This window comes from Niabella ginsenosidivorans (assembly GCF_001654455.1).
Classification (GTDB): domain Bacteria; phylum Bacteroidota; class Bacteroidia; order Chitinophagales; family Chitinophagaceae; genus Niabella; species Niabella ginsenosidivorans.
Genome location: NZ_CP015772.1, coordinates 4,198,207 through 4,211,528, shown reverse-complemented (window position 1 = coordinate 4,211,528; position 13,322 = coordinate 4,198,207). Strand labels below are relative to the sequence as shown.

Sequence of the window (13,322 nt, the reverse complement as noted above, 5' to 3'; positions counted from 1 at the left end):
TATAAAGTGGCGCAAAAATAGGGCAATTTAAAGGGATGCCTGTTGATCAGGACGATTTTTTATCCTCAGTATGCACCACGCCACCGGTAACGGTATATTTCATGGCTTCTCCGGCAGAAATATTTTCAATGGTACGCACACGGTTCCTGGGCAAAATATACAGCTGGCCTGCAAAATTATAAGCCTGGGGCACATAAACGCCTACCATATCTGTGCCCATATTGAATTTTTGGAGCTCTTCATCCGTTAAAAAGCCCACAATCCATATGTCAGCGTCAAAAACATTTGCTAAAACGGCGTTGGTAAATTTCTTTTTATCACCCGCAAAGGCCTGGAAAAAATCTTTCACAGAAGTATATAAGATCTTAATGCCGGGGGTACGTTCCAGCCAGTGATCCAGAAAATCCAGAAGCGCTTCCATGATCAGTGAACTGCTGATCCAGCCAATAAAAATAACAGACAGAACAATGATCAAAAATCCCAGACCCGGAATCAGCACCACCGGTCGCAGCAGATTGTCTACCCAGGTAAAAAGAAGGTACAGCACATAAATGGTTATAGCAATGGGGGCAAGGATGATCAACCCCTGTATAAAATACCGGATCAGCTGTTTTACAAAACTGTTATCTTTTTTTGTATCGGATACCGCCATAAGCACAGCAAAAATAACAGTTTTCACCAGTATGTTACATTGAGGGCTGTTTTATGTTGATTGGCCTGTAAAAAAAAGCCGTTCGCCGGAAAAAAGGAGGCATGCGTGGTGTGCCCTCCTAACTTTGATCAAGTTTTTTGAAATTTCCTGGAGGAAACTTTGGTCGTGTTTAAAGTTTCCATAGTTTCGCCCCCGCAAATGGAAATATTGAACGAACATAAGGTCCGCATCCGTGACCAGGCGCTTCAGTTGTTTATACAATATGGCGCAAGGAGCGTGAGCATGGATGACATTGCCGCTGCTGTAGGCAGCAGTAAAAAAACCATTTACCAATATTATCACGACAAGGACAACCTGGTAGAGGATGCTATTAATAACCTATTGGTTAATAATTGTGAAGAATGCCGGTCGTATAAGAATACAGCTGATAATGCCATTCATGAAGGCTTCCTGGCCATTGGGCAAACGGCGCAGCTTTTCAGGAATATGAACCCGGTGCTGATGAATGACCTGAAAAAGTATCATCCGAAAGCATATAAAAAATTCATTGATTATAAGGGCGAGTTTATTTATCAGCTGATCATTGACAATATAAAACGGGGAATTGCGGAAGGCTTGTACAGGGAAGATATAAATAGTATGGTGCTGGCCCGCTTCCGGGTGGAAAGTATTATTATTCCGTTTCTGCCGGATTTTTATAATAAGGTGCCGGACCGCCTGTTTGAAGTGCAGGAAGAATTGTTTTATTTCTTTCTGCACGGAATGGCCACTGCAAAAGGGCAAAAATTAATTGAACGATATAAAAAACAAAAAAAACATTCAGATGCAAACAGTTAAATGGATCGCGGTGGCTATCATGGGGCTGGTGTCAGCCGGTGCAACAACGGCACAGGATAGCGTCCATTATTTTACATTGCAGCAGGCCCTGGAGTACGGGCAAAAGAATAATGTACAGGTAAAAAATGCCCTGCTGGATATCCGGTTGCAAGAACAGGTGAACAGGGAGGTAACAGGAAGTGCTTATCCGCAGGTAAGCGCAAGCGGAAATGTTACTTACAATCCAAATGTTGCTGTTCAAAGATTTCCCAATTTTTTTGCACCAGCAATTATTCAGGTATTACAACAATTGGATGTCCGTGATGGGAATGGAAATCCTGTAGAACCTCCGGCAGGAGGTGATTATGGTTTTATTGATGCCCAGTTTGGAACAAAATGGACATCAAACGGCGGTGTTTCATTAAACCAGATATTGTTTGACGGTCAGGTCTTTGTAGGATTACAGGCAAGGGAAACCTTAATTGATTATAAAGAAAAAACTGCAGAAGTAACAGCGGAGCAGATCCGCCAGAATATAGCCAAGATCTACTACCAGTTGGTAGTAAGTAAAACACAAGTAGCGCTGATTGATAGCAATCTTGCCCTGGTGAATAAGAACAGGCACGATACAAAGATCATGTATGATAACGGGTTTGCTGAAAAGCTGGATATTGATAAGCTGGATGTGCAGCTGGCAAACCTGCAATCACAAAAAACACAGGTTTTAAACGCTGTAAACAATGGGTATCTTGGATTAAAATTATTAATGGGAATGCCTATTCGCGAGCAGCTTGTATTAACAGATACCTTAACGGATGAAAGTCTGAAGGAAGGAATTCTGGACAATACGGCCTTTGATTATAGCCAAAGAAAAGATTATCAGGCTGCTTTACTGGGTGAAAGGTTAAATGAATACGATGTTAAGCGTTATAAGTACAGCAAAATACCCACTCTGTCTTTAAGCGGAAATTATACAAAAATGGCGATGGATAATACCCTGGGCCGTACTATAAACAGCCAGTGGTTTACAGCCAGCTCTATTGCCCTGAATTTACATATCCCTATTTTTAGTGGGTTTGCAACCAATGCAAAAATAGCCCAGGCCAAAATAAAATTACAGCAAACCCAAAACCAGGTAGAAGCATTAAAGCTGAATATTGATAGGGAACGGGATTCGGCAATGAATACTTTTAAAACGGCGCTGATCAATATGGATTATCAAAAGCAGAATATGGCGCTTGCCGAAAACGTGTATAACCAGACCAAAAAGAAATATGAGGTAGGTACCGGCAGCCAACTGGAAATAGATAATGCAAGAGTACAGCTGCAAACGGCCCAAACCAATTATTACACGGCGTTGTACAGTGCCGTAGCCGCAAAAATCGACTATTTAAAAGCAACAGGTAAACTTTAAACATCCAAACTATTAATACTATATTTTATGCGCAGCATTTTAACAGGTACATTAATGATCACTATTCTTTCGGCAGTGCTTTTTGCCTGTGGTGGTGGAAAAGAAAAAGGAAAGGTAGGCGACCTGAAGGCAAAAATTGAAAAGCTGAAAGGAGAGCAAAAAAAAACCAACGATGAGCTGGCAAAGCTGGAAGCGGAACTGGAAAAGCTGGACCCTTCTGCCGTTAAGGCAAAATTCGTATCCGTTACAACGATTGGCAGCGGTACGTTTGATCATTATATAGATCTTCAGGGTAAGATCGATGCCAAGAACAGCGGCTATGTTGCGCCCAAGGGGCAGCCGGGGGTTGTGAGAGCGTTATATATAAAACAAGGTGACCGTGTTCGCAAAGGGCAAACGCTTGCCAAATTGGATGATGTGGTACAACGCCAGGCTGTAGTGAGTGCTCAGCAGCAGGCAGGTGTTATAAGGGCACAGTTGGCACTGGCAAAGACCACTTATGAACGTCAGAAAAACCTGTGGTCAAATAATATTGGTTCAGAAATGCAGGTACTACAGGCTAAAACCAATGTAGAGACGTTAACCAGCCAGTTACGTGCTGCAGAAGCACAGGTGCAGCAAGCCAAAGAAGCATTGGGCTTTACTAATGTTACGGCCGACATCAGTGGCGTTATCGACCAGGTAAATGTTAAAGTAGGGGAAACCTTTTCTGGTATGGCAGGAACGGTTCCTCAAATATCCATAGTAAATACTTCGGTGCTGAAACTGATTGTTAATGTTCCTGAAACCTATATTGACCGCGTAAAGGTAGGTACACCGTTAAAAATTACATTACCGGATGCCAATAATAAAGAATTTACAGGCAAAGCCAGCGTGGTAAGTAAACTGATCGACCCGACAACCCGCTCTTTTTATGTTGAGGCTACCGTACCGCAGGACCCTGCTATCAGGGCTAACCAACTGGCAAAAGTACAAATACAGGATTATGCCAGCTCTAATGCGATCACAATACCCGTCAATACATTACAGACAGACAATGAAGGAAAATTTGTTTTAGTGGCGGTTAAAGAGGGAAACAACCTGGTAGCAAGAAAGAAGCGGGTGGTTGTGGGAGAGTTGTACCGCGATCAGCTGGAAATCAAATCGGGCCTGTCTAATGGCGACCAGTTGATAACAGAAGGGTTCCAGAGCCTGCATGAAGGGCAGGTAGTGACCACACAGGCTTCAAAATAAAATTTCACAGGCGGCGCGTGAGTGTCATAGCAAATAAAATGAGTTTATGAGTGCTTTAGAAAATTTTACAGGAAAGTTTAAGGAGTTCTTCCTTACCAGTTGGGCGGTAAAGAACCGTACCACGGTTTACCTGCTCATATTGATGGTTTCGCTGTTTGGTGTTTATAAATTTGTATCAACACCAAAGGAAAGCTTTCCGGATGTTGTAATTCCCAATATTTATATTTCAACAATATATGTAGGAAATTCTCCAAAAGATATAGAGAACCTGGTTACACAACCCATAGAAAAGCAGTTGAAGGGAATGACGGGTGTTAAGGTTACAAAGGTTACCAGCAGTTCTTTTCAGGACTATTCAATGATCCTTGTTGAATTTGGCTCCAATGAAAAAGTAGAAGTGGCCCTGCAGAAGGTAAAGGATGCCATTGATAAGGCCAAGCAGGATCTGCCTACGGACCTTACCCAGGAACCTACTGCGCTGGAGGTAAGTATGTCTGAAATGCCGATCATGTATGTGAACCTGAGCGGTGATATTGACAGGATCCGGCTGAAGGAATATGCAGATAAAATGAAAGACCGCATTGAAGAGTTGCCACAGATCACAAGGGTAGACCTCGTGGGCGCGCCCGAACGGGAGTTTCAGATAGATGTGGATAATGCAAAAATGCAGGCATCCGGTATCACCTTTGATGATATTGCCAATGCAGTGAAGTCTGAAAATATGGATATTTCCGGAGGATTGCTGGAAGTGGGCAATATGCGGCGCAACCTGCAGCTAAAAGGTCAGTTCAAAACAGCACAGGATATTGAGGAGGTGATTGTGCGTAATAATACCGGCAATCCTATTTATCTGAAAAATATCGCGACCATTAAGGATACGATCAAGGAAACGGATAGCTATGCACGGCTGGATGGCAAAACTGTATTAACATTAAATATCATAAAACGAAGCGGGGAGAACCTCATAGAAACGGTCGATGCCGTAAAAGGGATCAGCGAGGAAATGAAAAAATCGGTCTTCCCGCAAAACCTGAATGTGACTATTACGGGTGATCAGAGTATTTCTACCAAAACTTCTTTTAATGACCTGGTCAACTCCATTGTCATTGGTTTTATTCTGGTATTGATTATTCTGATGTTCTTTATGGGAGTCACCAATGCCTTCTTTGTAGCGCTGAGCGTGCCGCTGAGCATGTTTGTGGCGTTTGTGTTCCTTCCATTGGGAGAGCTGTTTATAGGTACCAATATTACGCTCAACTTTATGGTGCTGTTTGCACTGCTGTTTGGGTTGGGTATTATAGTAGATGATGCCATTGTGGTTATTGAAAATACGCACCGGATATTTACAGAGGCAAAAGGAAAACTGGATGCCCAAAGGGCTTCTATGATGGCAGCAGGAGAGGTGTTTGTACCGGTACTGGCCGGTACGCTGACTACGCTGGCACCCTTCTTCCCGCTCTTATTCTGGCCGGGCATTATTGGTAAGTTCATGATCTATTTACCATTAATGCTGATCTTTACTCTGGCGGCCTCCCTGATTGTGGCCTTCCTCATGAATCCTGTATTTGCGGTGGATTTTATGAACCATGCGGAGAACCCGGAGCATAAAAAGAAATCAGCCGTATTCCGGTCAAGGCCATTTATTATAATGATTGCGATAGGGGTGTTCTTTGATCTCATAGGATGGGCGTCCGGGCAAAAAGGCAGTATTGCGTTTTTTATAGGAAACCTGTCTCTTTTTATGGCGGTACTTACTATATTGCATACCTACTTTTTTGAAGACTGGATCCATCAGTTCCAGAACAAAGCACTGCCCTGGATCATGGGCCATTATGAAACCCTGCTGCGCTGGGCGTTAAAGGGCTGGAGGCCCGTCTGGTTGCTTTTGGGTGCTTTTGGATTGCTTATTTTTTCATTTATGATATTTGGGGCATCCGCAGGCGCCGGAAGAACCAAAGTGGTGTTTTTCCCTTCGTCAGATCCTAATTTCATTTATGTGTACCTGAAGCTGCCAAGCGGAACGGATGTGAAATATACGGATTCTGTAACGCGCACGCTGGAGACCAAGGTAAACCAGGCACTGGGCCAGGATCCGGAAAAAGGCAAAAAGAACCCGGTTGTGGAAAGTGTGATTGCCAACGTAGCAGTGGGCGCTGCTGATCCGAACAGCGGTGACCGGAGCACGCGCAGCAACCTGGGGCGTATACAGGTTTCATTTGTGGAATTTGAAAAAAGGCATGGCGTAAGCACGGCCCCTTATTTAACCAAGGTACGGCAGGTTATTAAAAATATTCCGGGTGCCGAAATTTCTGTGGAACAGGAAAAAAATGGTCCGCCAACTGACCCGCCTATTAATATTGAAGTAGCCAGCGAAGAATTTGACGACCTGATTCCGACGGCGGTGAATCTTAAGAACTACCTGGATAGCCTTCAGATACCCGGGGTGGAAGAATTAAAAATGGATGTGGACCTGACCAGCCCGGAAGTGACACTGAAGGTAAACAGGGAACGGGCTTTGAGTGAAGGCGTATCGTCTGCACAGATTGGGAACACTATAAGAACCGCGCTCTTTGGTAACGAAGCCAGCAAAATAAAAGATGGGAAAGATGAGTACAAAATCTATGTAAGGAATACAGAGTTGCAGCGCAAGAATCTTACAGATCTGTTAAACATGAATGTGGTATTCCGTGATATGGCCACAGGAAAGGTAAAAAGTATTCCCATCAGTTCTGTGGTAGAAGTGGATTATACCAATACGCTGGGCAGTGTGCAACGCAAGAATCAGAAACGGGTTATTACACTGCGCAGTAATGTGCTGGAGGCAGAAGGGTATACGCCAACAGCTGTGAATGCCCAGATAAAATCAGCTATCGGTAATTTTCATGCAACAGGAGATGATGTTACTATAAAACAAACCGGTGAAGGAGAGCAGCAGGCTGAAACGGGTGCCTTCCTTGGAAAAGCATTGCTTATTGCCCTTGGACTGATCTTATTGGTTTTGGTGGCCCAGTTTAACTCCATGAGTAAATCGGTCATCATCTTAACAGAAATTGTATTCAGCATTATTGGTGTGTTGCTGGGCTTTACCATAAGTGGCATGACCGTATCGGTTGTAATGACGGGTGTAGGGATCCTGGGCCTGGCCGGTATTGTAATAAAAAATGGTATTCTGGTAATTGAGTTTGCTGATGAGCTGCGCGGCCGGGGATTAAGAACAAGGGAGGCGGTAATCCAGGCAGGTAAAACACGGATCATTCCTGTATTGTTAACAGCCCTGGCAGCTATTATGGCGCTGATTCCCTTGGCCGTTGGGTTTAACATCAACTTTGTTACAATGTTCTCGGAGCTGAATCCGAAAATTTTCTTTGGTGGTGATAATGTAATGTTCTGGAAACCGCTGTCATGGACCATCATTTTTGGTTTGGCTTTTGCCTTTTTTATGACGTTGGTAATGGTGCCCAGCATGTATCTGATTGCCGAGCGGCTAAAACGCCCGATGCGTAGGCTCTTTGGAGGGAAGTGGGTTTCCTTTATGGGTATACCACCACTTACAGTACTGTTTATTTTTATGACATTGGCCGCTATGTTCCGGCAAAGACGTAAAGTGGCCCGGAGAAGGAGCCGGTTAGCCAACCAGGCGGACAGCGTTAATGAAGCCTTTATTGGCAGTTGGTTTTAAAAGCTTCCATTAGCCTTAGATATTAAAAAGATCATGGTGGCCTTTTGGTCACCATGATCTTTTTAAAGACCAAAATTACAGGGTAGCTGCAAAAGGCTGAGGTGTTGATACAAATCTGTATGCTGAATGGGGTTCTGTTTGCACCTGTGTGAAAGGCCTCCTGGGTGGCCGTGGGCGGCGGGGTCTGTGCCTTGGAGGCATACAGGCTGCAAAAAACACAGACAGAAAAATAAGTATTACAAGAACGCGGAATGTAGTGCTTGCTGTTTTCATACAAAACGTTTTTGTGTATAAATTTACTTCTTTTTTTAATGAGCGGATAACAGCAACCGTTAGCTTCTTATACCATTTAGATTAGATTAAAAGAATACGGTCGCCCATAGGCAATCATAAAAGCGTTGCCTTTAAGCTTATTGGGATGACCATTTTTCAATCGTCATCCCCGGCGCATCCCGCGATAGCGGGAGAAGCCGGGGGATCCCTGTATTATCGGAGAGATTGTTCGCTCTTCCGAAAGCTTCCGGAACCGCTCCGTTCCATTCGGCCGGAATGACATTCCTTATGTAAATTCATTTCCAACAACTTATGACACTTGTCATTACAGTTTGACGAAGGAGGATCAGGTTTCGTCAGGCTCCAGCCATGCCTTCACTTGGTGCAATTAAAAATAAATGATATTATTTTTTGCCCCTGAATTTTAGTGCATAAAAAAAGCTTCTGGTAAAGAAGCTTCAATATTCCTTGCAGAATAAAAATTAATAGCCGCCGCGATCACGATAGCCGCCGCCACCGCCTTTGTAACCGCCACTGCCAAAGCTTTTCTTCTTATATCCACCGCTGCTGCCACCTTCTTTCGGACGGCTTTCATTTACCACAATATTTCTTCCATCAACCTCGGTTCCGTTTAAGGCGTCAATAGCTGTTTTGGCCTCGTCGTCATTAGCCATTTCTACAAAGCCAAATCCTTTGCTGCGGTTGGTAAATTTGTCTGATACGATTTTTGCTGAGGCAACTTCGCCATAAGAGGCAAATAAATTCTGTAAGTCCTGGTCTTTAAGGTTCCAGCTTAGGTTTCCTACGTAAATGTTCATTTTGTATGAATTTAAAAAAAAATAAAGAGTGCCAAAACAGTACCAAATTCAATGAACATTAAAAATATTCTGAAACTTTATTACTGAAAGAACACCATAATTCTATATCAAATATAGGCTAATTTATTTGCTGTACCTTTTTTTGGGGCAGAAATAACAAAAAAAACACACTCAAAGAGTGTGTTTTTAAATTTTTTTGGAACTGTTCTTACTCAGCTACTACTTCAAAATCTATTTCCGTAGAGTGACCGTTGCCGAAATCAATAGTGGCCTTATAAGTACCTAACTCTTTGATATCATCAGCAATATGAATCTTCTTACGGTCAATTTCATAGCCTTTTTGCTCGCGGATCGCCCTGCTCAGCTGCAGGTTGGTTACGCTTCCGAAAATTTTACCGCTCGTGCCTGTTTTAGCGCCCAGTTTCAAGGGAGCTTCTTTCAGTTTGGCAATAACATTGTTGATCTCTGCCAGCATTGCTGCTTCCTTCTTTTTGGCCTGTTTTAAACGTTCTTCCAGCTGTTTTCGGTTGCTGTCGTTGTTTTCTACAGCTAATTTTCGGGGTATCAGATAGTTACGGGCATAACCGTTCTTTACATTTACCACCTCATTGGCAGCGCCCAGGTTATCCACATACTGAATTAAAATAACTTCCATTATTGTTGTTTTAGCTCCCGGAGCCCAATCTGAGATTGCGACTGTCTGGCGCCGCCGGCGCCATTAGGGATGGTTACTAATAGTAATTGATAGTTCATAGTTGATAGTTCATGGTTCACAGAAAATACTATGAACTATGAACTATCAACTATTTTAAAAGATCTGCAACGTAAGGCAACAGCGCCATTTGACGGGCTTTTTTAACTGCATCAGAAACGCGGCGCTGAAATTTAAGACTGTTCCCAGTAATACGACGGGGCAACAGCTTTCCTTGTTCGTTCAGGAATTTTTTTAAAAACTCTACGTCTTTATAGTCAACGTAGCGGATGCCATATTTTTTAAAACGACAAAACTTTTTTACATGCTTGTCCGTCTTAATGGCGGTCAGATATTTGATTTCATTCTTTGCCATATTATTGAGCCTCCACTGCTTTTTCGGTTCCTGTTTTTACGCCACTATTCTTTTTTGCATTATACTCAACGGCGAATTTATCGAGCTTAGTGCAGAGGTGACGCAGTACATTCTCGTCACGCAGAAGCTGGATTTTCAGCTTCTCATTGAAGTCGGATGGCGCAGTGTATTCCAATACCCAGTACAAACCGGTGGTTTTTTTCTGGATAGGGTACGCCAGTGATTTTAGTCCCCATGGATTTTCATGTATGATAGAGCCACCTGCTTCAGTTACCAGTGCTGTAAACTTTTTCTGAGCAGCTTTAAACTCATCTTCACTTAAAACCGGGGTAAAAATCACCATCAATTCATAATTGTTCATTACCCAAATTGTTTTTAATAAATAAATAAAAATAGACCTCAGGTTTCCCTGAGGGGCTGCAAAGATAGGACTAATTTTCTGATTTTTATCCCCTGGATCCTTGATTTTTGAGCTATAGGCGATACAACACCTACCAGCTTCATTTACAGCTGCTTCAGGCTCAACTATGTTCCAATACCCTGTACATTAGCAGCCCGGGTAGTTCAATATATCCGGCAGAGCGGTCTGTTGTCAGTTTTATCAGCAATCAGAGACACAATGCCGGGAAAAGAGCTGTAAAGTTCCTTTTGGGGGGACTAACCCAATCCGGCAATTAAAAAACAGCAGCTTTCAGATCCTCTACTTTTAACTGCAGGCTTTTCTGACCATTCCACTCATTTTCATCAATTTTAAAAACAATGTCAAAGGGATGCCCGCTTTCAATAATGGAAAACTTATGAGCAAGCTGAAAACCTATTCCTGTAAATAATACGCCTTCCTGCTGTATCTTAAAACGCAGGTGTTTTTCCTTTACAATTCTGCTGCCATGGTCTTTTACACCACGGGCAACAAAAACAGGGGTCATATTTCCAGGGCCAAATGGCTCCATTTGCCGGATGATGTTATAGAACGCGGGGGTTATATCCGATAATTTTATTTCCGCATCAATCAGGATTGCGGGAATCTGTTGATCTTCTGTAATGGATGCTGCCACTACCTCCTCAAATTTTTCGCGGAATGCATCAATATGATCTTTGTTGAGTGTGAGTCCTGCTGCGGCAAAATGACCGCCGTAGCCGAGCAGGTATTCCCTGCAGGCATGAATGGCTTCATAGAGATTAAAGCCAGGCACGCTTCTGGCACTTCCGGCTGCATACCCGCCACTTTCAGTTAAAACAACGGTGGGCCGGTAATGATGTTCTATTAATCTTGATGCTACTATTCCCACCACGCCTTTATGCCAGTGGGGCTGATAAACCACGGTAGATTTGCGCGAAATCCAGGTTTCATTTTGCAGAATAAGCCCCAGGGCCTCCTCTGTAATACTGGCGTCAGCCTCTTTACGCTCACTGTTATCATTGTGCAGGAGCTCTGCGTAGGTCAATGCTTCTTCATAGGTCTCTGAAACAAAAAGCTTCACTGCTTTGCGTGCATCATCCATGCGTCCTGCAGCATTGATTCTTGGGGCGATCATAAAAACCAGGTTATAGATATGCAGTGGCTGTTGGGCGCCGCTTAAAAAAGCCAGCGCCTTTATACCGGGATTGGGTGCTTTATTTACGATGTCCAGTCCATAAAAGGCCAGGATACGGTTTTCGCCTGTTATGGGCACAATATCCGCAGCAATAGCGGTGGCTACAAGATCAAGATATTGGTATGGGAAAGAAGATGGTAAGCCCAGCTTTTCACAAAGCGCGATAATTAATTTATAGCCAACGCCACAACCACACAGCTCTTTATAAGGATAACTGCAATCTTTTTGTTTGGGGTTCAGCACCGCCACTGCTTTCGGTATAATTGTATCCGGAAGGTGGTGGTCGCAGATGATAAAATCAACATTCAGGCAATTGGCATAATCAATAAGATCGGCAGATTTAATACCACAATCCAGTGCGATCACCAGGGAGAACCCGTTTTCTTTTGCAAAATCAATACCTGCCTTGCTGATGCCGTAACCTTCTTTATACCGGTGAGGTAGATAAAAATCCAGTTGCCGGTGCTGTGTTTTTAAAAAACGGTACATCACCGCCACTGCTGTAGTGCCATCTACATCGTAATCGCCAAAGACCAGTATTTTTTCATTGGCTCTCAATGCGGTAAGGATGCGGGCCACGGCTTTATCCATATCTTTCATCAGCCAGGGGCTATGCAGTTGTTCCAGTTGCGGGCGAAAAAAATTCTTAGCATCGCTGAAAGTGGTAACGCCTCTTTGTACCAGTATGCTGCAAAGAACCGGGTGTATTTTCAGCGCGCTCCGAAGCTCCTCAACAGAAGCCTCCTCCGTTACGGCCATTGTCCATTTTTTTTCCAAGGTTAGTATTTTCTTTCGGTTACATAATTCACAAGCTCTGTAAGACCGGCATTGTATTCATTATGCGGGCAGGTTTTTAATATATCCAAAGCCTCCTGCTTAAACGCTTCCATCTTCTCCGTTGCGTATTGAATGCCACCGGTTTCTTTTACCATATCCAGCACCCATTGCACCTTTGGTTTATTGTTATTATTATTTTTTACAATATTAATGATCTTTTGCCGGGTTGCCCTGTCTGTATTATTTAAAGTATATATTAAAGGTAAGGTCATTTTCTTTTCTTTAATATCATTTCCGGTAGGTTTTCCTACATCTTCGCTGGCGTAATCGAACAGGTCGTCCTTTATCTGAAAGGCGATGCCCGTTTTTTCACCAAAAAGCCTGGCTTTTTCTGTTGCTTCTTCGTTTTGGGTAACAGACCACGCGCCTGCTGCACAGGCAGAGGCGAGAAGAGAGGCCGTTTTGTTCTTAATGATGTCGTAATAAATCGCTTCCTTCAGGTTCAGGGAACGTGCTTTTTCCAATTGAAGCAATTCTCCTTCAGCCATTTTCTGAATGGCATCAGACATAAGCTGAAGCATCCGGTGATCTCCATGCTCCAGCGAAAGCAATAACCCGGTAGCCAGCAGGTAATCGCCTACGAGTACTGAGGCCTTATTCTTCCAAAGGGCGTAGGTCGAAAAAAAACCCCTTCTTTCCAAAGAGTCATCTACAATATCATCATGAACAAGGGTAGCAGTATGCAGGATCTCTACAAGAGAAGCAGCCCTGTAAGTAGCTTCAGAGGTAGGGGCAAACAGCTTTGCAGAAAGAAAAACAAACATAGGCCGTAATTGTTTACCTTTCCTTTTAACAATATACCGCATAATACGGTCTAAAAGTGGCGTATTGCTTTTTACTGCACCTTTAAACCGTTCTTCAAAACTCTCTAATTCTTCTTTTATAAGTGAGGTGGGTAGCTTCATTTATAGACAAAATATAGGCAAAATAAGCTTAAA

At 43.2% G+C, this 13,322-nt stretch carries 11 protein-coding genes; 4 read left to right on the top strand and 7 right to left on the bottom strand.

The genetic code is table 11. The annotated features are described in order from the left end of the window. Positions 1-46: 46 nt before the first annotated feature. Positions 47-652 carry a DUF502 domain-containing protein gene (locus tag A8C56_RS17785; protein WP_067762221.1) on the bottom strand — a complete coding sequence of 202 codons (606 nt, stop codon included), beginning with the start codon at positions 650-652 and terminating at the stop codon, positions 47-49. A gap of 198 nt (positions 653-850) precedes the next feature. On the opposite strand from A8C56_RS17785, the gene A8C56_RS17780 reads away from it, so the two are divergent. Genes A8C56_RS17780 through A8C56_RS17765 form a run of 4 tightly spaced genes read left to right on the top strand, consistent with a single transcriptional unit; the run spans position 851 to position 7,794 of the window. After that, positions 851-1,489, top strand: a complete 639-nt coding sequence (locus A8C56_RS17780; RefSeq protein WP_067759051.1) for a TetR/AcrR family transcriptional regulator — start codon at positions 851-853, stop codon at positions 1,487-1,489. Next, positions 1,476-2,882 carry a TolC family protein gene (locus tag A8C56_RS17775; protein ID WP_067762219.1) on the top strand — a complete coding sequence of 469 codons (1,407 nt, stop codon included), beginning with the start codon at positions 1,476-1,478 and terminating at the stop codon, positions 2,880-2,882. Before A8C56_RS17780 ends, A8C56_RS17775 begins: the two co-directional genes overlap by 14 nt. 27 nt (positions 2,883-2,909) lie before the next feature. Next, positions 2,910-4,115: an efflux RND transporter periplasmic adaptor subunit gene (locus A8C56_RS17770; RefSeq protein ID WP_067759048.1), complete on the top strand. Its 1,206-nt coding sequence runs from the start codon at positions 2,910-2,912 to the stop codon at positions 4,113-4,115. A gap of 46 nt (positions 4,116-4,161) precedes the next feature. Next, positions 4,162-7,794 carry an efflux RND transporter permease subunit gene (locus A8C56_RS17765; protein WP_067759045.1) on the top strand — a complete coding sequence of 1,211 codons (3,633 nt, stop codon included), beginning with the start codon at positions 4,162-4,164 and terminating at the stop codon, positions 7,792-7,794. A 755-nt stretch (positions 7,795-8,549) separates the two neighbouring features. Here A8C56_RS17765 and A8C56_RS17755 read toward each other — a convergent pair. The 6 genes from A8C56_RS17755 to A8C56_RS17730 all read right to left on the bottom strand — a co-directional run bounded on the left by A8C56_RS17755 (position 8,550) and on the right by A8C56_RS17730 (position 13,289). After that, on the bottom strand, positions 8,550-8,885 hold the full coding sequence (locus tag A8C56_RS17755) for an RNA recognition motif domain-containing protein (protein ID WP_067759038.1): 336 nt from the start codon (positions 8,883-8,885) through the stop codon (positions 8,550-8,552). 208 nt (positions 8,886-9,093) lie between these two features. Further along, positions 9,094-9,540: a 50S ribosomal protein L9 gene (gene rplI, locus A8C56_RS17750; RefSeq protein ID WP_067759035.1), complete on the bottom strand. Its 447-nt coding sequence runs from the start codon at positions 9,538-9,540 to the stop codon at positions 9,094-9,096. Positions 9,541-9,688: 148 nt separating this feature from the next. Continuing rightward, on the bottom strand, positions 9,689-9,952 hold the full coding sequence (gene rpsR / locus A8C56_RS17745; RefSeq protein WP_067759033.1) for a 30S ribosomal protein S18: 264 nt from the start codon (positions 9,950-9,952) through the stop codon (positions 9,689-9,691). Between the two features lies 1 nt (position 9,953). Further along, the gene (rpsF, locus tag A8C56_RS17740) at positions 9,954-10,313 is read right to left on the bottom strand and encodes a 30S ribosomal protein S6 (protein ID WP_067759030.1); all 360 of its coding nucleotides are present in this window, start codon (positions 10,311-10,313) and stop codon (positions 9,954-9,956) included. A 313-nt stretch (positions 10,314-10,626) separates the two neighbouring features. Next, positions 10,627-12,306, bottom strand: coding sequence for a single-stranded-DNA-specific exonuclease RecJ (gene recJ, locus A8C56_RS17735; RefSeq protein ID WP_067762217.1), 1,680 nt, complete (start codon positions 12,304-12,306; stop codon positions 10,627-10,629). A gap of 20 nt (positions 12,307-12,326) precedes the next feature. Further along, positions 12,327-13,289 (bottom strand): polyprenyl synthetase family protein, encoded by a 963-nt coding sequence (locus A8C56_RS17730; protein WP_067759027.1) that lies wholly within the window; start codon positions 13,287-13,289, stop codon positions 12,327-12,329. Positions 13,290-13,322: the final 33 nt, after the last annotated feature.